General features: G+C 63.8%; 22 protein-coding genes. 11 read left to right on the forward strand and 11 right to left on the reverse strand.

Annotated elements, in window-relative coordinates; translation table 11 throughout:
- Positions 1 to 106: 106 nt before the first annotated feature.
- The 5 genes from MUY37_RS05130 to tsaD form a co-directional block, all read right to left on the reverse strand.
- On the reverse strand, positions 107 to 847 hold the full coding sequence (locus MUY37_RS05130; RefSeq protein ID WP_499194306.1) for an OmpA family protein: 741 nt from the start codon (positions 845 to 847) through the stop codon (positions 107 to 109).
- Between the two features lie 42 nt (positions 848 to 889).
- Positions 890 to 2584, reverse strand: a complete 1695-nt coding sequence (locus tag MUY37_RS05135) for a vWA domain-containing protein (protein WP_499194307.1) — start codon at positions 2582 to 2584, stop codon at positions 890 to 892.
- An 89-nt stretch (positions 2585 to 2673) separates the two neighbouring features.
- Entirely contained in the window at positions 2674 to 4176 is a 1503-nt protein-coding gene (locus MUY37_RS05140) for a lipopolysaccharide biosynthesis protein (RefSeq protein WP_499194308.1), read from the reverse strand.
- On the reverse strand, positions 4173 to 5165 hold the full coding sequence (locus MUY37_RS05145; protein WP_499194309.1) for an NAD(P)H-dependent glycerol-3-phosphate dehydrogenase: 993 nt from the start codon (positions 5163 to 5165) through the stop codon (positions 4173 to 4175). The genes MUY37_RS05140 and MUY37_RS05145 overlap by 4 nt, the downstream gene beginning before the upstream one ends.
- Entirely contained in the window at positions 5162 to 6190 is a 1029-nt protein-coding gene (gene tsaD, locus MUY37_RS05150; protein WP_499194310.1) for a tRNA (adenosine(37)-N6)-threonylcarbamoyltransferase complex transferase subunit TsaD, read from the reverse strand. Before tsaD ends, MUY37_RS05145 begins: the two co-directional genes overlap by 4 nt.
- Positions 6191 to 6234: 44 nt before the next feature.
- Between tsaD and hemC the strand changes: the two genes are divergently transcribed.
- The 3 genes from hemC to MUY37_RS05165 are packed head-to-tail and all read left to right on the forward strand — an operon-like array spanning position 6235 to position 8787.
- Positions 6235 to 7164, forward strand: coding sequence for a hydroxymethylbilane synthase (hemC, locus tag MUY37_RS05155; RefSeq protein ID WP_499194311.1), 930 nt, complete (start codon positions 6235 to 6237; stop codon positions 7162 to 7164).
- Positions 7161 to 7850: a uroporphyrinogen-III synthase gene (locus MUY37_RS05160; RefSeq protein WP_499194312.1), complete on the forward strand. Its 690-nt coding sequence runs from the start codon at positions 7161 to 7163 to the stop codon at positions 7848 to 7850. Before hemC ends, MUY37_RS05160 begins: the two co-directional genes overlap by 4 nt.
- Positions 7851 to 7899: 49 nt before the next feature.
- Positions 7900 to 8787, forward strand: coding sequence for a hypothetical protein (locus tag MUY37_RS05165; protein WP_499194313.1), 888 nt, complete (start codon positions 7900 to 7902; stop codon positions 8785 to 8787).
- Here the strand turns inward: MUY37_RS05165 and MUY37_RS05170 are convergent.
- Positions 8784 to 9998 carry an FAD-dependent monooxygenase gene (locus tag MUY37_RS05170; RefSeq protein ID WP_499194314.1) on the reverse strand — a complete coding sequence of 405 codons (1215 nt, stop codon included), beginning with the start codon at positions 9996 to 9998 and terminating at the stop codon, positions 8784 to 8786. The genes MUY37_RS05165 and MUY37_RS05170 overlap by 4 nt on opposite strands.
- Before the next feature lie 25 nt (positions 9999 to 10023).
- Between MUY37_RS05170 and MUY37_RS05175 the strand changes: the two genes are divergently transcribed.
- A complete protein-coding gene (locus tag MUY37_RS05175; protein ID WP_499194315.1) occupies positions 10024 to 12135 on the forward strand; it encodes a protein-disulfide reductase DsbD family protein in 2112 nt (703 codons plus the stop codon).
- On the opposite strand, the gene MUY37_RS05180 is transcribed toward MUY37_RS05175, so the two are convergent.
- The 5 genes from MUY37_RS05180 to uvrB all read right to left on the reverse strand — a co-directional run bounded on the left by MUY37_RS05180 (position 12083) and on the right by uvrB (position 18903).
- Positions 12083 to 12661 (reverse strand): hypothetical protein, encoded by a 579-nt coding sequence (locus tag MUY37_RS05180; RefSeq protein ID WP_499194316.1) that lies wholly within the window; start codon positions 12659 to 12661, stop codon positions 12083 to 12085. The genes MUY37_RS05175 and MUY37_RS05180 overlap by 53 nt on opposite strands.
- A gap of 54 nt (positions 12662 to 12715) precedes the next feature.
- Positions 12716 to 14230, reverse strand: a complete 1515-nt coding sequence (locus tag MUY37_RS05185; RefSeq protein WP_499194317.1) for a S10 family peptidase — start codon at positions 14228 to 14230, stop codon at positions 12716 to 12718.
- 70 nt (positions 14231 to 14300) lie between these two features.
- Positions 14301 to 15761 carry an amidohydrolase family protein gene (locus MUY37_RS05190; RefSeq protein ID WP_499194318.1) on the reverse strand — a complete coding sequence of 487 codons (1461 nt, stop codon included), beginning with the start codon at positions 15759 to 15761 and terminating at the stop codon, positions 14301 to 14303.
- A 39-nt stretch (positions 15762 to 15800) separates the two neighbouring features.
- The gene (locus tag MUY37_RS05195; RefSeq protein WP_499194319.1) at positions 15801 to 16592 is read right to left on the reverse strand and encodes a class I SAM-dependent methyltransferase; all 792 of its coding nucleotides are present in this window, start codon (positions 16590 to 16592) and stop codon (positions 15801 to 15803) included.
- Positions 16593 to 16707: 115 nt separating this feature from the next.
- The gene (gene uvrB, locus MUY37_RS05200) at positions 16708 to 18903 is read right to left on the reverse strand and encodes an excinuclease ABC subunit UvrB (protein WP_499194320.1); all 2196 of its coding nucleotides are present in this window, start codon (positions 18901 to 18903) and stop codon (positions 16708 to 16710) included.
- Positions 18904 to 18998: 95 nt separating this feature from the next.
- On the opposite strand from uvrB, the gene MUY37_RS05205 reads away from it, so the two are divergent.
- The 7 genes from MUY37_RS05205 to MUY37_RS05235 all read left to right on the forward strand — a co-directional run bounded on the left by MUY37_RS05205 (position 18999) and on the right by MUY37_RS05235 (position 25168).
- Positions 18999 to 19547, forward strand: coding sequence for a DUF3617 domain-containing protein (locus MUY37_RS05205; RefSeq protein WP_499194321.1), 549 nt, complete (start codon positions 18999 to 19001; stop codon positions 19545 to 19547).
- A 55-nt stretch (positions 19548 to 19602) separates the two neighbouring features.
- Positions 19603 to 20370: a lipase family alpha/beta hydrolase gene (locus MUY37_RS05210; protein WP_499194322.1), complete on the forward strand. Its 768-nt coding sequence runs from the start codon at positions 19603 to 19605 to the stop codon at positions 20368 to 20370.
- Positions 20371 to 20452: 82 nt separating this feature from the next.
- Entirely contained in the window at positions 20453 to 21880 is a 1428-nt protein-coding gene (locus MUY37_RS05215) for a circularly permuted type 2 ATP-grasp protein (protein ID WP_499194323.1), read from the forward strand.
- Positions 21880 to 22824: an alpha-E domain-containing protein gene (locus MUY37_RS05220; RefSeq protein ID WP_499194324.1), complete on the forward strand. Its 945-nt coding sequence runs from the start codon at positions 21880 to 21882 to the stop codon at positions 22822 to 22824. Before MUY37_RS05215 ends, MUY37_RS05220 begins: the two co-directional genes overlap by 1 nt.
- Positions 22824 to 23639 carry a transglutaminase family protein gene (locus MUY37_RS05225; protein WP_499194325.1) on the forward strand — a complete coding sequence of 272 codons (816 nt, stop codon included), beginning with the start codon at positions 22824 to 22826 and terminating at the stop codon, positions 23637 to 23639. The genes MUY37_RS05220 and MUY37_RS05225 overlap by 1 nt, the downstream gene beginning before the upstream one ends.
- Before the next feature lie 20 nt (positions 23640 to 23659).
- Entirely contained in the window at positions 23660 to 24403 is a 744-nt protein-coding gene (locus tag MUY37_RS05230; protein WP_499194326.1) for a proteasome-type protease, read from the forward strand.
- 135 nt (positions 24404 to 24538) lie between these two features.
- Positions 24539 to 25168 (forward strand): response regulator transcription factor, encoded by a 630-nt coding sequence (locus MUY37_RS05235; RefSeq protein ID WP_499194327.1) that lies wholly within the window; start codon positions 24539 to 24541, stop codon positions 25166 to 25168.

The raw sequence follows: 25168 nt of genomic DNA on the forward strand, positions 1-25168 counted from the left end.
TTATTCCTTGTCTGTGTCGTGGCGGCCCCACAAGGCCCAGCCGATACCGATCCCCGCGATATAGGCGACAAGCATCAGCGCGGCGAGTTCGAACCATAGAGGCATGTCAGCGCGCCCCCGGCGTATCGACGGGTGTGGGGCGAAGCGGTTCGGTGCGGATGACCGAGAATTCGATGCGGCGGTTGGCCGGATCGGTAGGCGCGAGTCCTTCGACCGGCTGGCTCGAACCGACGCCGCTCGCGCGCAACCCGTCGCGCGGGATCCCCCGGCGCACCAGTGCTTCGCGTACGGCGCGCGCACGCTCCATGCTCAGTGCGAGGTTGCCGGGTTCCGGACCCGACTGATCTGTATGGCCGGTGATCGCGATGATCGAGCCGAGGCAGGGGCGCAGCGCATCGGCGACCTCATCCAGCAGCATACGGCTGGCAGGAAGTATCGCGCTGCTTGCCTCTTCGAACCGGATCGAACGGGTGCGTAGCAGGCCTTCGACGTCTTCCTGGCAATGCAGTGGCTGAAACGTCGGCTCGTCGCTTTCGGCACGAGCGGTTCCGTCACTCCAGACAATGCCGCCGACGCCCGGAACATTGTATACGGCCCGCGCGACCCGAGCGCGTGTCTTTTCGTCGAGCCGCTCGCCCCCGCTCAGCAACGGGTGGCGCGAAGGCCATCCTGCGGCGTTGGCAAAGCGCGCGGTAACCCCGCTGCCGCCCGCTTCGACGATCGCGTCGGCGGTATCCTGTTCCAGTCGCTCGATGAAACCGGGGGCCGCGGGCTCGGCCAGAAGATAGGCGCTGGCCACGGTCAAAGCGGCTCCGGCGAAAATGGCGAGCGAGGGGCGGATCGGCATGACACGGGCTTTAGCCGTGTGTCGACCCGCCTGCCAAGCGGGCTATTCGAGCCCGTCCGCAGTCTGCACCAGCTGGATGAACTCCTGCCGCCAGAAATTGCTCTGCTTTCCGGCCAGCGCGGCAATTTTCGGGTAGGAAAAATCCGCCAGCAAGGCATCGCCGCGCAGCTTCTGTCCGAAGGCGGCGACTGCACTGGCGAAGGCGAAATCGCCGGTCGGTGCGCGAGTGGTGCGCAGCGCCGATGCGGGCAGCGTGTAGGTCAGCAGCGTCGATTTGTCGCCACCAGGCAGTTTGTAGCGTAGTTTGACATAGGCCGCTTCGGCCGCCAGCTCGCTAGCGCGCGTATCGGGCTTGTCCTCGTACCGGCGCGTCGGGATCCAGCCCTTGGCGCCGACAGGAACGACCTCGTAGATCGCGGTGACCTGATGGCCCGCACCGATATCGCCCGCATCGACCGCGTCATTGTCGAAATCCTGTTCGCGCAGCACGCGGTTCTCGTAGCCGACCAGACGGTACTGGCTGACCACCGCCGGGTTGAACTCGACCTGGATCTTCACGTCCTTGGCGATGGTGAAGAGCGTTGCGCCCATTTCGTCGCCGAGCACCTTGCGCGCCTCCAGCGCGCTGTCGATGTAGGAGTAATTGCCGTTCCCGTTATTGGCGACCTGTTCCATCATCGCATCGTTCAGATTGCCGCGCCCGAAGCCGAGCACCGACAGGGTAACCCCGGTTTCGCGCTTTTTCTCGATTAGTTCGACCAGTGATTCCCGATCGGAAGTGCCGACATTGAAATCGCCATCGGTCGCCAGGATCACGCGGTTGACGCCGCCTTCGATCCGGCTGGCCTCGGCTACACGATAGGCAAGTTCGATCCCCGCACCGCCTGCGGTGGACCCGCCCGCGTTGAGCTGGTCGAGCGCATCCTTTATCTTGCGCTCGTCATTGGTCGGCTCGAGCACGAGGCCTGCCGCCCCAGCATAGACGACGATCGACACGCGGTCCTTTGCGGTTAGCTGGCCCGCGAGCTGCCGCATCGCGGTCTTCACCAGTGGCAGCTTGTCGCGACTCGACATCGACCCCGACACGTCTAGCAGGAAGACGAGGTTGGCCGGGGGGCGCTCCTGCGCGGGCATTTCGTATCCGGCAAGCCCGATGCGCACGAGCCGCGAGTTCGTATTCCACGGCGTCACCGCGACATCCGTATTCACTGTAAAGGGCTGCGATGCGCTGTCCGGCCGGTCGTAATCGTAGCGGAAGTAGTTGACGAATTCTTCGGTCCGCACGGCTCCCTTGGGCGGCAACTGGCCTTCGGAAATGAAGCGGCGCGCATTGGTGTAGGCGCCCGTGTCGACATCGACCGAGAAGGTCGAAACCGGTTCATTGGCGACGACCTTCACCGAAGAGACTTCCTCGCCGTCATACTGATCGCGGCTGGGCGGCGACGGCACGAAGACCGGTGGGAAATAGCGGTAGCTGCTGTCGGCGGTTTCACCCTGTCCGGGCGCTGCGGCAGCTTCCGCTCCCACGCGCGAGCCCGTTACGACCACGGGGGACGGAGTGGCGAGGCTGTAGGCTGGCGGAGGAGGAGGAGGAGGGGGTGGTGGAGGGACCCGCCCACTATCCGACGCGTCGGCCTTCGAGCCGGTCAGGACAATTTCCTCACCCCCTTGCTGCGAGGCACACCCGGCAAGCAATGCAGCAGCGGCACAAGTGACAGTAAATGTTGCGAAACGCATGGGCAGTCCTCCCCGATATTTCGATAATTTAGAATTACTTCACCGGGCGGTGAATGCCGACTGAACGCGCCGTACACGCGACGATCCGATCATTTCCGGGTCGGTTCGTCCTTGTCGAGATTACGCCGGAACAGCACCCGATCCTCCGGTCCGAAGCCGCGAGTCCAGATAATATAGCCATAGACGGCCAGGATCGCCGGAACACCCACGATCAGCTCGGCCCATTCGGGCAATCGGGTTGCCAGCCAGCCGACCAGCACTGCCGGAGGTGCCGCCCAGACCAGTGGCCAGCGGAAGGTGTTGATCGTGTGGCCGAGGAACTTCGAAAGCATGAGGGCTTTCACGAGACTGGCTGTGCCGAGCGCCAGCATCAGTGCGATTGCCGCCGCCGCCGCCTTGTAGGGTTCGCCGTAACCGCCGCGTACCATCGCTTCGATCAACACCACGGTCAGCACGGCCTGGAGCGCGATTGTGCCGATCGAGATCCACAAATTGCGGACCCGCGCAACATAGACGAGCACGGCTTCGGACACGACCGCCGTCGCCGCAACCACCTCTGCGATCAGCAGGAAGGCGAGCGCGCCGGTGCCGCCGACGAACTCCGGCCCGACAAGGCCCATGACCGCCTCGCCCGGCACGCCGAGCGCCAGCGCGATCCCCGCCTGCATCGCGACGATCCAGAAGCCGACCTGGCATATCTGCTTGGCGATCGCTTCGTAGTTCTTGGTTTTCAGATTCTTGGTGATGACCGGGCCGAGGATCGGCTCGAAACTGGTCTTGAGCTTTTGCGGCAGGCTCGCGACTTGCTGGGCGATGTAGTAGACACCCACAGCGGCCGGTGCGGCAAACAGGCCGAGGATGAAGATATCGACGCGCCGCGTGCCCCATTCGATCGCATCGGCCGTGGCCAGCGGCAAGGCGCGCACGGTCATCCTGCCCATGTAGACGGGGTGGGGGCGCCATGCCTTGGGCGGACCATAGCTGCGGAAGAAGGACCACAGCCCGGTCGCAAGGCCTGCATAGATCGAAGCGAGGTAGGCCATCGCGAGACCAGATTCGCTGACGGCGGGTACGAAGAAGAACACTCCGGCCATGATCGAGATGGTCCAGGGTTCCACTACCGCACGCGCGCGGACCGTCGTCGCAATGTCGTAGCGATAGGCCTGCGCGGCGAGGACGATCTCGGTCAGCGCGTAACCGGGGATTGCGAGGACCACGAAGCGGTCGAGCTCGGTGTATTCACCGCTCGGAAACAGCGGGGCGGGCACGAACCAGAAAAACGCGGCCGCAAGACCTGAGAACAGCAGCGCCAGCAGCATCCCGTCATAGACGAGATTGGCAGGATGGCTCTCTTCCCCCTCGGACAGACGTTGGGCGAGGCCGCGCTTTTCGCCCATCGCACAAACCAGTGCAACCAGTTCGACCACCACCAATGCAGACGCGAAACGCCCCAATGCGTCGGGTCCGTAAAGACGTCCCGCGATGAATAGGAACGGCAGGCGCGCGACGAGGCGCAGGATGAAGCCGAAGAAATTCTGCCGCCCGCCCTTGGCGAGGGCGGAAAGGTCTTCGTCGGGTTTTTCCGCTGTCACTCGGCGCTGCCTTGTTCGGCGCGCAGCGGGCGCGATAGGAGGCCGGATACGACCTCGCGCGGGGCATCGCCTTTGAGCAGGCCGTAAACCGCCGTAACGATCGGCATGGCGACAGCGTGGCGTGCGGCCAGTTCGACCAGTACGGGCGCTGTATGCGCGCCTTCGGCCACGGTGCGGCGGTCGGCCATGAGCTCTTCCGCCTTCTGGCCTTCGCCCAGCGCCTTGCCGAGCGAGAAATTGCGGCTCGAAGTCGAGGAACAGGTGAGCACGAGATCACCGAGACCGCACAGGCCTGCCAGCGTCTCCGCTCGCGCGCCCAGCGCCTCGCCGAAGCGCAGCATTTCCGCATAGCCGCGCGCGATCAGCGCTGCGCGCGCGTTCTGCCCGAGTCCAAGGCCGTCGACCACGCCGCAGGCGATGGCGAGCACGTTCTTGACCGATCCACCGATCTCCGCACCGATCACATCGTCCGAATAGTAGGGCCGGAAGGCCGGGCGGGCGATGACCGGCGCAAGGCGCTCCCATTGCGCCTCGCCATCCCCGCAAGCGAGTGTAACCGCAGTGGGCAGGCCTGCCGCTACCTCATGTGCGAAGGTCGGGCCGGAGAGCACCGCAATCGCGCTATCCGGTGCCGCGGATTTGGCGGCATGGTTCATCAGCCGCCCGGTGCCCGCCTCGATCCCTTTCGAACACAGGACCAGGTCGCGCGGATGCGCGGGCATATCGGCCAGGACGCTGCCCATGTGCTGCGCTGGAGTCACCACCAGCAGCGTGTCGAGTTGCGCCATATCGGCGAGGTTACCGGTCGCCCGTATCGTATCGACGAGCGCGGCAGAGGGCAGGAAGAGCGAATTGCTGTGCGCGGAATTGATCTCCTCGACCAGCTCCTTCTCACGCGCCCAGATCAGTACCTCGCGTCCGTCGCTGGCGAGCATTTGCGCCAACGCCGTGCCCCAGGCGCCAGCTCCCAGAACGCCGACCGTACTCATGCTTTCACTCCCGCGCCGCGCGCCGGTTCGGCGTCGGGATCGAGCGGCCAGCGCGGGCGTGCCGCAATGTCGAGCGGGTCGTTCTGGCCGAGCCGTTCGATCCCCGCCCAGGCAATCATCGCTGCATTGTCGGTACACAGTTTGGGCGGCGGCGCAGCGAAGCGCATCGCGTGGTCGGCCGCAAGCTGCTCGAGCGCGGCCCGCACCGTCTTGTTCGCCGCAACGCCACCTGCAACCACGAGCGTATCGATATCGTCCATGCCGCCTAACGCGATGCGCAACCGGTCGGTTACGCAATCGACCGCCGCCTGCTGGAAACTCGCCGCGATATCGGCGACCGCGTACTGGCCGCTCTCATGTGCGCGCAGGACCGCGCTCTTGAGCCCGGCGAAGGAGAAATGCGGTTCGCCGCTGCCGACCATCGGGCGGGGCAGGGGCACTGCAGCGGCGTTGCCTTCCAGCGCCTTGCGTTCGACTGCTGGGCCGCCGGGAAAGCCGAGGCCGAGGATCTTGGCGGTCTTGTCGAACGCCTCGCCCAGCGCATCGTCGATGGTGGTGGCCAGGCGGCGGTATTGGCCAACGCCGTCGATGCGCAGGATCTGGCAGTGCCCGCCCGAAACCAGCAGCAAGGCGTAGGGGAATTCGATCGTCTCGTCGGCGAGGCGCGGGCTCAGCGCATGGCCTTCGAGGTGGTTGATCGCGATCAGCGGTGCGTTGGTCGCCATCGCGAGCGCCTTTGCGCTCACGAGGCCGACCATGACCCCGCCGATCAGGCCCGGTCCGGCAGTTGCGGCAATCGCATCACAATCGGCCAGGGCGATCCCCGCATCGGCCAGCACACCCTCGATCATCGGAGCCAGCCGTGTGGCATGCGCACGGGCGGCAATCTCGGGCACGACGCCGCCAAAGGGCGCGTGTTCCGCATCTTGCGAGGCGATGCGCTGCGCGACGATGCGCCGCTGGCTGTCGACCAGTGCGACTGCGGTTTCGTCGCAGGAGCTTTCGATGCCGAGAACCAGTGCCATCCCGCTTCCCCTTAGCGAAGTGGGTCGCTAGGGCAAGCCGACCTATGCCAGACCAGCCCCTTATTCGCCTTGGAACCCGCCGCTCTCCCCTTGCCATGGCCCAGGCCCACGAAGCGCGTGCGCGCCTTTGCGCAGCGCATGATTGGGACGAATCGGCCGTGGAACTGGTCCCCGTCGTGGCCAGCGGCGACAAGGTGCTGGACCGGCCGCTCGCCGAGATCGGCGGCAAAGCGCTGTGGACGCGTGAACTCGACCACTGGCTGCTCGAAGGCCGGATCGATGCGGCGGTGCATTCGATGAAAGATGTCGAGACGATCCGGCCCGAAGCCATCACGATCGGTGCGATACTGCCGCGTGCGGACAAGGCCGACCGTCTGCTGGGTGCGGCGTCCATCGCCGACATTCCCGCAGGCGCGCGAGTGGGAACCAGTGCGCCGCGCCGCGCGGCACAGCTACTCTACTTGCGGCCCGACCTGACAGTGGTTGGCATTCGCGGGAATGTCGCAACCCGGATGGCGAAGCTCGAAGCCGGCGAGGCCGATGCGACCTTTCTTGCTTCGGCGGGCCTCGACCGGCTGGGTGAAGACGGGGTCGGCATTCGGCTCGACCCGGAGCAATGGCTGCCCGCGCCCGCGCAGGCCGCGATTGGTCTCGAATGTCGCAGCGACGATACCCGCGTGCGTGATCTGCTGGCCGCGGTCGATCATGCCGGGAGCCATGCCGAAATTCGTGCGGAACGTCGCTTGCTCGAAGGGCTGGGCGGATCGTGCAGCAGTCCGATCGCCGCTTTGTCGCGCCGCGATGGCAATCGAATTACCCTGAGCGCGGCCATCTTTAGCCCCGATGGCAAGGTGCGGATCGCCGACGACACTTGTTTCGAAATAGAGGATCGGACTGCCCCGCTCGATTTGGCGCGGTCGCTCCTTGATACCGCGCCGCCTGCGGTGGCCGTGCATTTCGGTGGGGCGGCATGAAGCCGCTATTCCTGTTCCGTCCCGAACCGGGCTGGTCGGTCAGCGCGCAAACGGCGCGCGATATGGGGCTCAATGTGCATGGCGCGCCGCTCTTCGCGATCGAGCCGATAGAATGGATCGTTCCGTCCCCGGATGATTTCGACGGCATTCTCGTCGGCAGCGCCAACGCCTTCCGGCATGGCGGCAAGCACCTGGAAAAACTGACCCGGCTGCCCGTCCATGCGGTTGGCGAAGCCACTGCCCATGCCGCGCGCATTGCCGGGTTCCTGGTCGGGCGAACGGGTCGGGGAGGGCTGCAGGGACTTGTCGACGAACTCGGCGATCGAAAGCTCAAGCTCTTGCGACTTGCGGGCAAGGACAGGGTGAAGCTGCGCCCGCCCGATGGCATCGAAGTCGAAACCCGGGTGCTCTATCGGGCGGTGGCCGAAGAGCTGTCGGACGAGAACGCCGAGCTGATGCGCGATGGCGGCGTGGCGGTATTGCATTCGGGCGCGGCCGCTGTGCGGCTGCGTGACGAATTCGATCGCCTTGGCCTGAACAGCGCGGTTTTCGATCTCGCCGTCATTGGCCCTCGCGTTGCCGAAATGGCGGGAGAGGGGTGGCGATCCATCCACATCGCCGATGCACCCGGAGACAGCGAGCTACTGGCCTTGGCGAGAGCTTTGTGCCAGACCGAGGACCAATGATAGGAAGGGGCCTTGAGAACTGGCCCACGGTGTCGCGGAACGGAATTCGATGGACGATTACATGAGCACCAGGCGCAAGGGGCCTTCGGCAAGGCCGGTTCTCGTCGCCGTGCTTGCCAGCTTCCTGCTCGGCGGTGCGATCGCCGGCTATGCGGTCTATTCGATGACCGACCGAGACGAGCGTGAAGCCGCCGTGCCCCCGCAGGAGCCGCAAACGCTCGCCAACCCCGCTGTCGCCCCCTCGCCGACTCCCAGCGCCACTGCAAGCCAGGCGGCGCAGGATGCGGTCGAGCGGGTCGAACAACAGCAGGGCGGAATAGACCAGCGTCTCGCCGCTGCCGAACAGCGTTTGGCCCGGCTCGACCTGCAGGCACAGGCGGCTGCGGGCAATGCCGCACGTGCCGAAGGCCTGTTAATTGCTTTTGCCACGCGGCGGGCATTCGAGAAGGGGGCAGAACTCGGCTATCTCGCCGATCAGTTGCGGCTGCGGTTCGGCGATGCGCTGCCCAATGCGGTAGACACGATCATCCGGACCAGTCGCGATCCGATCACGCTCGACCAGCTCATCGCCCGGCTCGAGGGCCTGTCTCCACGCCTCGCCCAACCGAACGATCAGCGCGGCTGGGCTAGGTTCGGCGAGGAGCTGTCACAGCTCTTCGTGATCCGTCGCGAAAGCGCGCCGTCGCCCCAGCCCGAGCGCAGGCTCGAACGCGCGCGCCTGTTTCTCGAAAGCGGGCGCACCCAATCGGCGATTGCCGAAGTTCGCAATCTTCCGGGAGCCGACGAGGCCGGAGGGTGGATCCGCGATGCGGAACGCTATGCCGCCGCCCAACGGGCGCTAGACCTGATCGAAACCGCAGCCGTTCTCGAACCGCGGCGCTTGCGCGACGGGGCGGGGAACCGGATCGAACAGCCGAGCCCTGCGGAAGAAAGTTAGGCTTTGAGCAATTCGGGCAGCTTGCCCGAGATGCCGCGCGCTTCGTCCATGAAGAAGCGCTTGAGCCAGCCACTGCGCTGAATGCCGGCCATGCCCAGTCGGCGCACCGCGCTGGCCGTCTTCCCCGGAATGCCGAAAATGCGGGTCAGGCTGTCGGTCGCGCCCATCACCATGAGCGAGTCGAGCGCGCGCCATTCTTCGTATTTCTTCAGTACCTGTGCATCGCCGAGGTCGAGACCGAGCCGGACCGCCTCGTCGAGTACCTCGACCAAGGCGCCGACATCGCGCAAGCCGAGATTGAGGCCCTGGCCCGCGATCGGGTGCATGCCATGCGCACTGTCGCCGACTAGCGCCAGGCGGTGTTCCACGATTTTCGCCGTGTGCTGGAAACTCAGCGGGTAGGACGAGCGCGCGCTGTTGATGGTGAGCTCGCCGAGTAGATCGCCCATGCGCTTGTAAACCTCGGCGAGGAAGGCACGGTCGGAGAGCTTCAGGACGCCTGACGCGTCCTTTTCGTCGACCGTCCAGACCAGCGCACTGCGATGCTGGCCGTCGGGGCCGTCGAGCATGGGCAGCAGCGCGAAAGGTCCGTCGGGATAGAAGATTTCCCAGGCTACGTGGTCGTGCGGTTTGCTGTGGTCGAGCCCGACGATCATCGCGCGGTGGCTGTAATCCCAGCTTGCCATCTTGAAGCCCGCTTCCTCGCGGCTGGGCGATCCGCGCCCTTCCGCGCCGACCATCAATGCGGCTTCGAGGACGCGGCCATCGGCGAGCGTTGCCGATACGCCGAATTCGCCGCGTTCGCGCGATACGACCTCGACGGGGGCGTGCCATTCGATCAGCGGCTCCTTCGCCGCCGCCTCGTGAAGAGCGAGGCGCAGCTGGCGGTTGGCGAACATGCGGCCAAGCGTGCCTTCATGCGGCTCGGGGCGGAAATCGAGCCGGCCCGCCTTCATCTGGTCGAGCACGGCAATCGCGGCGATATCGCACCCATATGGTTCCAGCGCGTCTTCGAGGCCGATATGGCGGAACAGGCGCCAGCTCGCGGTCGAGATCGCCGAGGCGCGGCCATCGAAGCCTTCCGCAGTCAGGCTGGCCGGATCGGCACGGTCGACGAGGTGGCTGGACAGCCCCTTTTTCGCCGCCGCCAGCGCCAGTGTCATGCCCACCAGGCCGCCGCCCAGGATCAGCAGGTCTCGCTTGTCTGTCATGGGGTGAGTCCCTAGAGCGGCGAGCGTGATCGACGCAAGGATATTGGAGCGGATCGCCGCGCTGGTGATGCTGTGTGCGCTGGCCTTGGCCCTTGCCCCGGCTGCCAACGCGCAGCAGCAGGCGCGCGGGCCGGGTAGCGAGCGGATGCCGGTGGAGATCGTGGCCGAAGGCGCGCCGCAGCCGGGCGAAACCTGGATGGTCGCGCTGCATTTCAGGCCCTCGAGCCCCGAATGGCACGGCTATTGGTCGAATCCCGGCGATGCGGGGCTCGGCATGCAGCTCGACTGGAGTTTGCCCGAGGAGTGGAGGGCTGGCGAACCGCTCTATCCGCTACCCAAGCGGCTGGTGATCGGCAATCTGATGAACCATGTCTATGAAGGCGACTATGCGGTTCTCGTGCCGATTGCCGTTCCGCAAAGCGCTGCGGTCGCCAATGTGGCGCCGATTGGCGTCACCGCGAATTATCTGGCCTGCACGGACAAGATCTGCGTGCCGCAGCAGGCGCGGCTGACGCTCGATCCCGCACGGGCTGGTGCCGATCCGCGTTTCGGTAGATGGCGCGCGGCAATCGTACCTCAGCTTGACAGCACGGCACAGTTCGAATTCACGCCGACACGCTTGCGGATCGGTATTCCGATCCCGGCCGAAACAGTGTTCGGCGATCTCCACCTATTTCTCGGCACGCCCGAACTGGGGGAAGGCGACAGACCGGATTACACCGGCGTGCAGACCTTTATCAGCGAAGGCAATCTGCTGGTGGCCGAAATGCCGATCGAGCGGATGGCGGTGGCGGACAATGTCGAGCTTGCGGCCGAGCCGCGCCCCCAGACGATCACCGGCATCCTCGATCTCGGCAGCGGCCGCGGCGTGCGCTTTACCGCCGTGCCGGGGGATGTGCCGCTCGAAGGGGTGGAGCCGATCCGTGGTGGTGGGGCAGAGCCGGTCCTGTGGCAGTTGCTCGTCGCCGCGCTGGCGGGTGGATTGCTGCTCAACATCATGCCCTGCGTCTTCCCGATCCTCAGCCTCAAGGCGCTGTCGCTGGCCAAGGCGGGGGGGGACGAGCGTGCGGCGCGGCGCGATGCGCTGGCCTACACTGCCGGGGTGGTGCTGGCCTGCGCTGCACTCGGCGCGACCATCCTGCTCCTGCGTTCGGCGGGCGAGCAGGTCGGGTGGGCCTTTCAGTTGCAGGAGCCCATCGTCGTGGTCGGCCTTTTTCTGCTGGCACTGGCGATCACGGTCAATTTCCTCGGGGTGTTCGAAGTGCCCGGCATGGCCATTTCGGGCGGCGCGCCCTCGCGAGGCGGTTCTTTCTCGACGGGCCTTCTCGCGGCCTTCGTGGCGACACCATGTACCGGCCCGTTCATGGCCATCGCGCTGGGGGCGGCGCTGGTCATCAGGCCGATCCACGGACTCCTCGTCTTCGTCGCCTTGGGTGTAGGCCTTGCGCTACCCTTCCTGCTGGTTGGCTTCGTCCCGGCGATCCGTCGGCACCTGCCCAAACCGGGCGCCTGGATGGATAGCTTCCGGCGCTGGATGGCGCTGCCGATGGGGCTGACCGCGCTGGCGCTTGCCTGGCTCCTCTGGCGCATCGGCGGATGGGACTATCTCGGTCCGGTGCTCATCCTGGCAGTGCTCGCGCTTGCGGGGCTTGCGCTTATCGGGCTGTTCCAGCGTCGGGCGCGATCTGGTGCGCTGGTGGTTTTCGCCAGCCTCGTTGCGGTGCTTGGGATCGGGGCCGCTCTGCTCCCCAAGCCCGAGGCGCAGGCCGCATCAAGCGAAAGCTTGCTGGATCCTGTGACCTATAGCGAAGCCGCGTTGGCCGAAGCGCGTATTTCAGGCCGCCCGGTCTTCATCTGGTTCACCGCTGACTGGTGCGTCACCTGCAAGGTCAACGAAAGTGTGGCGATCGAACGCGAGGCCACGCGCAAGGCTTTCGAGGAAGCGGGCGTCATCGCCATGCGCGGCGACTGGACGCAGCCCGATGAAGAAATCAGCCGCATGCTGACCCGTCAGGGCGCGGCGGGCGTCCCGCTCTATCTGTGGTACGAGCCCGGCGGCGAGGCCGAGCAATTGCCGCAGGTGCTTACGCCGGATCTGCTGGTGGAGAAGGCGCGGGATTCGGCTCGTCGCCGCTAGGCGGCTGCGCCAGCGCCCGGCACTCCTCGACCAGTTCGCCGGGCAGGGCGCTCGGATTGAGAATCACGCTGCCAGCGCCCGGCACCGTCGCCTCGACCTCGCGCGTACCGGTGAGCACGTCCCAGCGCGGATCGGTCACCGGCTCCGCACCTTCCCAGCGCCATACGTCGCCAATCTGCGTCGCGTCGATCGGCAGGCGCGTTACATGGCTGTTCCCGATGAGCGCCAGTACTGCCTTGGCATGAGGGTCCGCCTTGGCGAAACGAGTATAGGCGAGCATCGGCCCGGTCCCTTGTCCAACGCATTCGATGGCGAATAGCGGGCGTTCGCCCGGTGTGCCGTAAAGCAGGCGCCGGGCCTTGTCGGCAGGCGCCCAAACCGCGCCTTCGGTATCGGGAGAATCGATCGGTTCAGACGGACCTTGAACCTCGCCCCCGATACGTGTGCGCTCGACATAGTCATCGGCCGCAGGCGGCTTGCAGGCGGCGAGGACAAGGATCGGAAGCAAAGCCAGAGCGCGACGCATCAGCGCGCTATGGCACAGGCGCGCGCAGGTTCAAGCGGGCGGGGTGCGCTATCCTCAGCGATCGCGGATGAAGGCACGGACATCGCGCGCCAGTTTCACCCGGTCTTCGTCGCGGACATACATCATATGGCCCGAGCCATAGTAATGCAGTTCGACCCGCTCCTGCGGGATGCCGATCCGGTTGAGCGAATATTCTGCGCCGAAGAAAGGCGTGGCGAAATCGTAATAGCCCTGCGCGTTGAACACCCGCAGGCCGGCATTCTGGCGCATCGCCTTGCCGATCAGCGGAGCGACGTTGAGATAGGCGCTGCGGCCCGGTCCGCTCGACAGGCTCCAGTTCCAGTGCTGTCCCGGCTCGCGCCCGATCGACTGGTATTCGCGGTCCGTCTCGAAACCCAGCCCCTCGCGCAGCCAGGCATTGACCGCCGCGGTATAGCCCGCGTCGATGCCGTAGAAGCTGGGATCATTGTCGGGATATTCCCCGGCATTATCGTAATCCGTGCCGGTATAGCGTGCATCGAGACGGCCGACGGTGAGGCCCCTGTCACGCAGTAACTCTTTGTAGAAGCGCTGGCTGGTGACGCGCAGATTGGCTTGGTCGAGATAGGTTTCGGACAGGCCCGTCAGCCGTGAGAGTTCCGCGCGCACGGCAGCGCGTTCGGCATCGGGAAGATCCTGCCCCTTGAGCAACGCGCTGGCAAACGGACCAATGGCGAAGCGGCGCGCTTCCTCCGCGATAGCCTCGACCGAGGGCGCCTCGGCCTTGCCGTGGAACCAAGCGGCGGCGGCCATATTGGGCAGCGTCACGATATAGGCCATTTCGTTGCCCGGCGTGGGCTCGCGCGCGGCGAAATCGAGGATGGTCGAAACGAGGATGAGCCCGTTGAGCCCCACATCGTTGAATGTGCTTCCTTCCAGCTCGTCCACCACCATGGCCGTACGCGTGGTGCCATAGCTCTCTCCGCCGAGATATTTTGGACTGTTCCAGCGTCCGTTGTCGTTGATCCAGCGGCGAATCACCTCGGCCACGGCGCGCGCATCCTCGCGCAGGCCGTAATATTTCTTCGGATCGGTGCCGGGGGTGAGATAGCTGAAACCCGTACCCGGCGGGTCGATGAAGACGAGGTCGGCGACATCGAGCAAGCTCTCGGGATTGTCGACCAGCGGATAGGGCGGCGCCCCATCGTCGCGCGCATCTGACGGGATGGCGACCCGCTTCGGCCCCCAGGCGCCCATCTGCAACCAGACCGATCCCGAGCCTGGCCCGCCATTGTAGATGAAGAATACCGGCCGCGAGGTGTCGCGCGGGCTGCGCACATAGCTGGTGGTGACGATCACCGCTTCGGGCTTGCCCTCATCCGAAGTGAGCACGGTTTCTCCTACGGTCGCGCGGTAGGAAATGCGCTGCCCACCGAAGGTGCCGAAGAGGTCGCGCGTACGGACTTGGGGGACGACAAGCCCCTGTTTTTCAGCGGCCGGGCGATCTGTCTCCTGCCCTGCGGCGCCGGATGCGACGAGGAGAGGCGCACCGGCCAGCACGAGCGATGCAAGCAATTTACGGATGGGCATGTCGTCTCCTCGGGAAATGTCTCACCCATCCCTTGAAAGGGGATGCGTGCCGGGTCAATCGCCCAAGCGCCTAGCCCGGCCTGCCCCCATGCGCCTGCCAGTTGGCCATAAAGTCGCGCCGCGTCTTCGGGCCATAGGTGGCAAAACTGGGATTTCCGCGCTCCCGGTGGTCGAGCCGCCGCCTGTCGAGCCCATTGCGGCCCGCCATGCGCTCGCCATCGATACCGTAGACCTGCGCTGCATTGAGGCCGAAGATCTTGCGCTTGGCGGTCGGGGAGAGGGCTGGATAGCCGAAGCGGTCCTGATACTCTTCCCCGATCTCGAAGGCCCGGAAAGCCTGGATCTGGTCCTGCGGGCTGCCGAACCAGATGCTGTCCGTGCCCCACAGGATGCGCTCCTCGCCGAAATATTTGAGCAGTTTTCCCAGCAAATGCGCCGCCTCGTCCGGGCGGCTCATGAAGTGACGCCAGACCGAACCCAGCTCGGCATAGAGATTGCCCTGGTTGGGGACGAACCCCGCGTCCTGGTGCGCCTTGATCAGCCGGTCGACGCCCTCGGCCGCATCCGGCCTGTAAGGCCCTTCCGGCTTCCCGTGCTCCATGCCCGAATGATAGACGAGGAAGGTCAGGTCCGGGTTCGCCGCAGCGGCGCGGCCCATGTCTCTGGGCGAGGAATAGTCATACTCGAGACCGTAGAGCGGTATCCCCTTGTGCACCGCAATAGTGGTCACGCCGAGCCTGCGCGCTTCCTCGAAGGCGCGGGCCGCGTGATCGCTTTCGTCGAGGAAGAAACCGCGGCCTTCCGGCCCCCATTGCGGATACATCTTCCAGGCATCGACCCGGTGGACTTCCGCCTTCTCCTGCATCGCCTCGAGATCGCCCGGATCGTTCGGCAACAGTCCGCCATGGATCAGGCAGCGCGCGCCGTCGCCGCCAATCGCCTCGACGATCTCGCGGGCTTCGGCGGCATAATGGGTAGGCGTGGGATTGCTCTTCTGGCTGCCCCAGAGCGCGGAAACGACGGCCACGTCCGTGTCGCTGTCGAGATAGACCTCCTTGGCAAGCGTCTGGGCGGAATAGCACTCGTAACCACTGCCGCCGCATTTCGCATATTGGCCGAAGGCCTGCCGCAGGACCGCGTCCCAGATTTCCCCTTCACGCCCGACGCGCCAAGCGCCTGACGGATCGACGCAATGGGTCTGGACGTCGAGAATGAATTCGTCGCCCAGCAGGACGCTGTCCGCCGCCGCCGTGTCCAGTGCAGCCTCGGCGGGCAGGGCAAAACGGCCGCCCGCGGCGGGGTTGGCCGCGTTGCAGGCGACAAGCGTCGCTGCCGCTCCGGCGGTGCTTACGAGGAAGGCGCGGCGCCCGATCCCCAGCCGGCGGCTGTTTTCGGATGCCATATCATGGGCGATGGCATTCGCTATGTGCTGCTGCGGCGTGAGGTCGAGCGGCATGAACTCGCCATTGCTGGTTCCGTCGAAACGGATGGGCAGGCGGGTGCCATCGGGATCGCAGTCGATTTTGGCCATGTCTGTCCCTACTTTTTCTGCTCGGCCGTCGCTGTCGGTCTAGCTGCCGACCGCGGGCTTGACGAATTTCATCACGAAACGGTCGGTCTTGCCGCGGATGGCTGGATCGAAGACATTGACCGTGTGATCGTCTTCGGGGTTCGCGAGCATGTCGCTCTGTGCCTCCAGTACGAAGCCGGCCTTCTCGAAATCGGCCCTGACGACGGCAGGCTCGATCCGGTGGAAGCTCTCGACGGCCTCGCGGGTGTCGCCCGGATTGGCCACGTGGTCGATCACGCCAACGACACCGCCCGGCTTCATCGCCGCATAGAGCGTGGCGAGGTAGGCGGACGGTTCGGAGCGCGGGACGTCGTATTCTTCCGATTCCCAGTAAAGATCGTGGTAGACTAGGTTCATCACCGCGAAATCGAAGCGGTGGGGTTCGCTTTGGAAATCCTCGAAGCGATAGCGTTCCAGCGCGATGTCGGGCTGGGCTGCGGACAAGGCTGCCCAGCGCTCCTCGTCGTAGAATTGCTCGGGCTCGAGCGCGGTCACGCTGCCGTCCTCACCCACAGCTTCGGCGAGGATTTCGGCCCAATAGCCGCCGCCCGAAATGAGATCGACCGCATCGTCGCCCTGTTCGAGGCCGAGGAAGGCGAGCACTTCGGCAGGCATGCGGCTTTCATCAAGCGCGCGGGCGGCCTCGTGGCGGGCCTCGTTGGCAACCGCTGCGGCCAGCGTCTCGTCAGAAACGAGCTGCGCGACCGGGGTATCGACCTGCGCTTCAGGCGCCTCGCTGCATGCGGCAAGCGAGAGGGCCAGCGCGCTCGCAAGGGAAAGGGGCAATTTCATCGGTGTTCCTCCCACAACAGATGAGGAGGAGGATGAACCCACCTCGCGCGAGGTGGAAGAGATGCGCACGCCGCTGGTCGAGACAGCGACCACGCCGGTCGAAGGATCGTGCGATCTAAGGTTTTCCGCCCATTCGTTTGTAGCGCGTCTTGCCATACCGCGTCTTGCGCGTACCCGGCCGCCCGGCATCGCTCCGCCCGACGCGGGGTGCTTTCTTCTCTTCCTCGCCCAAGCCGAGTTCGTCGTTTTCCAATCGGCGGATCTCGTCGCGTAGCCTTCCTGCTTCCTCGAACTCGAGGTCGGCGGCGGCGGCACGCATGCGCTTTTCCAGATCCTCGATATAGGCGCGTAGATTGTGGCCGACGAGGTTGTTGCGCTCGTCGTCGCCCGTATCGACCGTCACCCCGTCCTGCGCGGCGGTGTGCGCGACGATATCGGCGATCTGGCGCTTGATCGTCTGCGGCGTGATGCCGTGTTCCTCGTTATAGGCGCGCTGTTTCTCGCGGCGGCGCTCGGTCTCCGCCATCGCGCGTTCCATGCTGCCGGTGACGCGGTCGGCATAGAGGATAACCCGGCCATCGACATTGCGCGCGGCGCGGCCGATGGTCTGGATGAGGCTGGTTTCGGAGCGCAGGAAGCCTTCCTTGTCGGCATCGAGGATGCAGACCAGCCCGCATTCGGGAATATCCAGCCCCTCGCGCAGCAGGTTGATACCCACCAGCACGTCATAAACGCCGAGGCGCAGGTCGCGGATCAGCTCGATACGCTCCAACGTCTCCACATCGGAGTGCATGTAACGGACCTTCACGCCCGCTTCGTGCATGAATTCGGTCAGATCTTCCGCCATCCGCTTGGTCAGCGTGGTGACGAGCGTGCGATAGCCCATCTGAGCGGTCTTCTTGCATTCCTCGATGCAGTCCTGGACCTGATCCTCGACCGGTTTTATCTCGACCGGCGGGTCGATGAGACCCGTGGGGCGGATGACCTGTTCGGCAAACACACCGCCGGTCTGCTCCATCTCCCACGTTCCGGGCGTGGCCGAGACCGCGAATGTTTGCGGGCGCATCGCGTCCCATTCGTTGAATCGGAGCGGGCGGTTGTCGATGCAAGAAGGCAGGCGAAAGCCGTGCTCGGCCAACGTGATCTTGCGGCGATGGTCGCCTTTCGACATCGCGCCGATTTGCGGCACTGTCTGGTGGCTTTCATCGACGAAGAGCAACGCATTTTCGGGCAGGTATTCGAACAGCGTGGGCGGAGGTTCGCCGGGGAGGCGGCCGGTGAGGAAGCGGCTGTAATTCTCGATTCCGGCGCAGGAGCCGGTGGCGGCGATCATTTCGAGGTCGAAATTGGTGCGCTGTTCGAGCCGCTGGGCTTCGAGCAGGCGACCTTCCTCGTGTAGTTCCTTAAGGCGTTCCTGCAGCTCGAACTTGATGGCTTCGGAAGCCTGTTTCATTGTCGGGCCGGGTGTGACGTAATGCGAGTTCGCATAGACGCGGACCTTGTCGAGGCTGGCGCCCTTCTTGCCGGTCAGCGGATCGAATTCACTGATTTCCTCGATTTCGTCGCCGAAGAAGCTGATCCGCCAGGCCATGTCCTCGTAGTGTGAGGGGAATATTTCGAGACTGTCGCCGCGCACGCGGAAATTGCCGCGCGCGAAGGCGGCATCGTTGCGCTTGTATTGCAGGGCCACGAGCTTGCGGATCAGCTCGCGCTGGTCGACCGTTTCATCCTTCTTGATGTCGAAGATCATCGCCGAATAGGTTTCGACCGAACCGATACCGTAGAGGCAGGAGACCGAGGCGACGATGATGACGTCGTCCCGTTCCAGCAGCGCGCGCGTGGCTGAGTGGCGCATCCGGTCGATCGCCTCGTTTACCGAGCTTTCCTTCTCGATGTAGGTGTCGGATCGCGGCACATAGGCTTCGGGCTGGTAATAGTCGTAATAGCTGACGAAATACTCGACTGCGTTTTCCGGGAAGAAGCTCTTGAACTCGCCATAGAGCTGCGCGGCGAGGATCTTGTTCGGCGCAAGGATCAACGCCGGGCGCTGCAATTCCTCGATCACCTTGGCCATGGTGAAGGTCTTTCCCGAGCCGGTGACGCCGAGCAGCACCTGGGTCTGGTCCCCTTCCTTCGCTGAACCAGTCAGTTCGGCGATCGCGGTGGGCTGGTCGCCGCTTGGCGTATAATCGCTGACGAGCTTGAATTTCTTGCCCGGCATCGATTTTTCGGGGCGCGCGGGCTTATGGGGGACGAACTCGTCGGTGGTGTCCGGCTCTTCCAGCCCTCTTCGAATAACGAGTTCGCTCATGCGCGCACATATGGGGAACATCGTGGCGGCGTGCAACGGTGCTTGCCTCGCGCCATCCGGCTGCTAGCTTCGGGAGACGACTTAGGAGACCTGATATGCATCGTATCGTGATTGTTGCCACCGCCAGCTTCGCTCTTGTCGCGTGTGGAGGCGGGAGCAGTGCCGATGCCGATGGAGACGGCGAGATCACGATGGCCGAGGCCGCAGCCAAGACCGAGGACATGGTCAGGCCGCAACCGGGCAAATATCGCGCCACGGTGGAGTTCGTCGATGTCGAAATGCCCGGCGCCCCGCAACAGGTGCAGGACATGATGCGCAGCATGTTCGATCGCGGTCCGCAGACTCACGAATATTGTCTGACTGCGGAGGAGGCCGAGCAGGGCTTCGAGGAAATGGCCCGGCAATCGCAAGAGTCCGGTTCGGATTGCACTTTCGAAAAGTTCGAAGCCGAGGGTGGCAGCATCGATGCGATCATGAATTGTAATGCGGAGGGCCAGGGCGCTGCCCGTATGACCCTGCAGGGCACCGGCGGAGAGACATCGTCCCAGATGACCATGACAATGGTTGGCGAAGGGCCGGACGGTCAGTCGATGGAGATGACCATGAAGAGCTCGCAGGAGCGCATCGGCGATTGCGACGCGTAAATGACCGGGTGAAATTCGGGAGCCATTAATCGGCTTCGCGTATTATGACGAGGTGATGGCAACATTACCGTTCAAAGACACTGCATGGGCCAATCGCGAGGAACTCGCGCGTCGATGGGCGCTCGCCGCAGAGCCGTGCCCGGACGATGCGCGGGGTCCGCATTGGCAATTATTGCTGCGCGAGTTCCTCTGGCCGTTTGAACCGGCGCGTCGGCTGATCGGCCCGCCGCTGGAGATTGCTGCGGCCCGCAATCCGAAAACGGTTATGCTGCTGCCCGGTTTCGGCGCGCACCCGATCCGTATGCGCTGGATGGCGCGCAAGCTCGAAAGGGCAGGGCACACGACCAAGAAATGGGGTTTGGGTTACAATCTGGGCGCGACCGAGGCCCGTTTCCGCAAGGTCGAAAACCGGCTGGTCGAATTGCACCGGGTGAAGGGACAACCGATCCACCTGGTGGGGTGGAGTCTGGGCGGAGTCATGGCGCGCGAATTGGCCAAGGCCCATCCCGACAAGGTGGCCAAGGTCGTCACCATGGGTTCGCCCTTCTCGGGGTCTCCGCGTGCCAATAATGGGTGGCGCGCCTATCAGGCTATTGCTGGACACCGGGTGGACGAACCCGAGATCGAGGCCGTGACGCACGAAAAACCACCGGTCGAAACCGTCGCCTTCTGGAGTCCGCGAGACGGCGTCGTCCACCCCCGGGCCGCTTGCGGCAGGCCGGGCGAGCGTGATCGCGCGGTGGCGCTGCGGTGTTCACACATGGGCTTCGTACTCACGCATGAGGCGGTCGCGGCGTTGCTGAGGGAACTGGACGCGGACTGAACCTTTAGTCTCCTGATGGAGGGTATCCTGCCCTCGCGCTGGCACGATGATCGTGCGGCGATTTTTTCCTGATCGGGGGACCATGACCGGCGACGGCGAATTTTTCGATGAGATGCGCGATCCCGGTGGTGCTGTCCGCGAGGCCTATGCAGGCTATTGCGACTGGTTCGACGATCAGGAAACCGCGCTGCTCCGGCGCAAGCATACCGAGGCCGAAAGCAATTTTCGCAAAACCGGCATCACCTTCAACGTTTATAGCGAAGAGGAAGCCGAAGAACGGCTGATCCCGTTCGATATGGTCCCGCGCGTTATTACCGCGGCGGAATGGCGCAAACTGACGCGCGGCATCGAACAACGTGTTTCGGCGCTCAACGCCTTCATGCACGATCTCTACCACCGGCAGGAAATTATCCGTGCCGGGCGTATCCCCGAACGGCTGTTTCGCAACAACGACGCTTGGTTGCCGCATATGGTGGGCTTCACTCCGCCCGGCGGCATCTACACCCATATCGTGGGCATCGATCTGGTGCGGACGGGGTCGGACGAGTTCTATGTGCTCGAAGACAATGCACGCACCCCGTCGGGTGTCAGCTACATGCTGGAAAATCGCGAAACAATGATGGCGATGTTCCCCGAACTGTTCATGCGGGTGCCGGTGGAAAGCGTATCCGATTACCCGCGGCGTCTGGCGAAGAGCCTGGCGGCCTGCGCGCCCGACTGCATCCGAGGCAAGCCCACCGTTGCTGTCTTGACACCGGGGATCTACAATTCTGCCTATTTCGAACACGCTTTCCTCGCCGACCAGATGGGTGCCGAACTGGTCGAAGGCAGTGATTTGCGCGTGATCGACGGTCGGGTCGCGATGCGGACGACATCCGGGTATAAACCTGTCGACGTTATCTATCGCCGCGTTGACGATGACTTCCTCGATCCGATGACTTTCAACGAGGATAGCGTGCTGGGCGTACCAGGCATTATGGATGTCTATCGCGCAGGCGGCGTGACCATCGCCAACGCACCGGGCACGGGGGTTGCCGACGATAAGGCGATTTATTCCTTCATGCCGGAAATCGTGGAATTCTACACTGGCGAGAAACCGCTGCTACCCAATGTCGAAACGCATCGCTGCGCTGACGAGGAATCGCGCAAATATGTGCTCGATAACCTCGCCGAACTGGTGGTGAAGGAAGTCCACGGTTCGGGAGGGTACGGCATGCTGATCGGGCCGACCGCGACAAAAAAGCAAATCGCGGAGTTTCGCAAGAAGATTGCCGACGAGCCGGAAAACTACATCGCCCAGCCGACCTTGGCCCTGTCGACCTGTCCGATTTTTACCAAGAAAGGCCTTGCGCCGCGCCATGTGGATTTGCGGCCTTTCGTGCTCGTCTCGCCAGACAAGATCGACATTACTCCTGGCGGCCTCACGCGGGTGGCCCTGGATGAGGGATCGTTGGTGGTCAATTCCAGCCAGGGCGGCGGGACCAAGGATACCTGGGTGCTCAAGGACTGATGCTGGGACGGACCGCCAACGGGCTTTTCTGGATGTTCCGCTATCTTGAACGGGCGGAAAATACTGCGCGCCTGCTCGATGCGGGACTGCGCATGGCGTTGACGCGTGATTTGGTGACGGCGGAAGAGGAGTGGCGATCGGTCATGTCCACTGCCGGGCAACGCGCAGGCTACGAGGCCAAACACGGCACTTATACAGGTATGCAGGCATGGAATTACATCCTGCGCGACAAGGACAATCCCTCCTCGGTTCTCGCCATGTTCGGGCAGGTTCGCCAGAACGCCCGTCTCGCTCGCAATGCCATCAGCGGTGAATTGTGGGAAGCGATCAACGAAAACTGGCTGGAAATTCAGGATCAGCTCGCCAAGCCTGTAGGGGAGAACCGCGTACTCGATACGGTCGCAACGATCCGCCGTGCCGGCACCATGGCGCATGGTGCGATGGAAGGCTCCATGCTGCGCAACGAAGCGTATCACTTCGGACAAGCGGGTACCTTCCTCGAGCGCGGCGATAGCATCGCGCGCATTCTGGACATCAAATACTACCTCTTATTGCCATCACTGTCTTACGTCGGCTCAAGCCTCGATACCGGGCAGTGGGACCAAGTGTTACGGTCGGTGTCGGGCGATCGCGCCTATCGCTGGCTCAATGCCGGGCAGATCGATGCACGGGGAATCTGCGAATTCCTGATCCTCGACGATTGTTTTCCGCGCAGCCTGGCCTTCTGCCATTCCGCCCTGCGCGCCAATCTCGCCGCGCTCGCCCGGTTGCATGGCTCGGAAGGGGAGAGCAACGCTCTCATGCGCGCCGCCGACACACGGATTGCCGATCTCACCATCGATGACGTTTTCGAACAGGGTCTGCACGAATTCCTGGTCGACTTTACGGCGTCCAACGCGGCGATCGGAGATGCGATCGCCAAAGATTACAGGTTCTTGTCCTGATGCGCCTCTCGATCCGTCATACCACCCGCTACCGTTTCGATGCCCCGGTCTTCCATGCGCTCCAGCGTCTGCGCCTGACGCCCAAGCAGACACAGGGGCAGGAAATCCTTGAATGGGAAATGGAATACGAGAACGCCCATCCCGAGATCACTTACGAAGACCAACATCACAATACGGTGACTCTCGTTTCGGTGGAGCAGGGTGCACAGGACGTCACAGTGACTTGTCGGGGCCGTGTCGACACGCATGATCACGCGGGTGTAATTGGGCGCCACGCAGGACACCTGCCGCTTTGGAGTTTCCTGAGCCAGACTGATATGACGCGCCCCGGCCCGGGAATGCGCAAGCTCGCCGCCAACATGCAGACGAGTGGCGAAGACCGGCTGGAAACGCTCCACCAGCTATCGGCAACGATACTCGATCGAGTCGAGTACAAGACTGGCACCACGCATTCGCGCACCAGTGCGGAAGAGGCGTTCGCCGCCGGTAACGGTGTCTGTCAGGACCACGCACATGTCTTCATCGGTATCGCCCGGACGTTGGGCATACCGGCGCGCTATGTCAGCGGCTACCTAATGATGAACGACCGTATCGATCAGGAGGCCGGGCATGCCTGGGCCGAAGCCCATGTCGCGGAACTGGGCTGGGTCGGGTTCGATATCTCCAACGGGATCAGCCCCGATGCGCGCTATGTCCGAGTAGCCACGGGGCGCGACTATCAGGATGCGGCACCGATTACTGGGATAAGCTTCGGCACTAGGTCGACCGTGCTCGAAGTCGATGTCGCTGTGGAACAGCAACAAGTGCAGCAGTGAAGCTGCCTAAAGGATAGAGCATGACGTATTGCGTGGGAATGATACTCGACCGGGGTCTGGTCCTGATGAGCGATACGCGTACCAATTCGGGCGTCGACAACATTTCCGTATTTCGCAAGATGTTTACCTGGAACGTGCCGGGTGAACGCATCATCACATTGATGACCGCGGGAAATCTTGCGAGCACGCAGGCCGTCATCAGCCAGCTTGGAGAGCGGATGAAGGCGCCCGACGAACGGGACAACATTCTCCTCAAGTCACCCACGATGTTTCAGGTTGCGACCGAGATTGGAAAGTTGCTGCGGACCATCATCGCCGAACGCCAGACCGCCAATGGGGACAGAGGAAAAGGCCGCTTTACCGCCTCGATCATCGTCGCCGGACAGATTGCCGGGATGGAGCCGCGCCTGTTCATGGTCTATCCCGAAGGCAATTTCATCGAGGCGAGCCACGATACTCCGTTTTTCCAGATCGGCGAGACCAAGTATGGCCGTCCGATCATCATCCGGGGGTACGATCGCACGATGAGCATGGAAGATGCCGTGAAGCTCCTGATGGTCAGCTTCGATTCCACACTCAAGGCCAATCTGTCGGTCGGTCTGCCCCTCGATCTCCAGGTCATTGAGCGCGATGTTTTCGAACCTGCGCACGAACATCGCGTCACTCACGACGATCCCTATTTTCGGTCGATTTCCTCGAGCTGGGGGGATGCTTTGAAAAGCGCGTTTCATTCTCTCCCCGATTACAGCATTGTCGGGGAATGACGCTGGAGTAATGAGAAGGCTCGGCCGTTCCGGCAATGCGCGAGCCGGCCGCAGTGAACGTAGCGGTTGTTTCGCGCCATTGAACCAATAACGAATCTCTGGCGAGAACGCGTCTCTTTGCTTAAGGTATTACGCATGAGCGATGACCCAATTCTCCATATCGTGGGCGGCTCGAGCCGTAGCAGGACGGAGCAGGCCCGCCTGGGTTTCGAACTGGGGTTCCACTGCGAAACCTACGCGCACATAGCGGAATTCATGGAACGTCCGCCGGAAGACGGTATCGTCCTCGCTCGGGACGATCCGGCCGATGGCGGCGCATCACGCATTCTGGAATTACTGGCGGAAGCGGGCCGATGGCTGCCGGTCATCGCAACCGCTCCCAGCCCGCGTCCGCTCAGCGTGGTCGAAGCGGTGAAAGCAGGCGTCTTGGATTATATAGCGCTGCCTTTGAAGCCCGAACGGCTGGCGCAATCGGTCAGCCGCATCTCTCGAGAGGCGGATGCCTATGCCCGTGCCCGGCGCCGGATCGTCGAGGCCCGCAATCGGATCGCCAGCCTCTCCCCACGCGAGCGGGAAGTTCTGGATTGGCTTGCGGAAGGTTGCAGCAGCAAGGCAATCGCGCGCAAACTCAACATAAGTCCGCGAACGGTAGAGAATCACCGCGCCAATTTGATGACCAAGCTCGAAACGGATCGCACCGCGCAGGCGGTCAAGCTCCAGCTCGAAGCGCATCTTGTGGACGACGCTTTGAAGGCGAGCGGATAG

Source organism: Qipengyuania sp. ABI-127-1, assembly GCA_022953095.1.
Taxonomy (GTDB): domain Bacteria; phylum Pseudomonadota; class Alphaproteobacteria; order Sphingomonadales; family Sphingomonadaceae; genus Qipengyuania.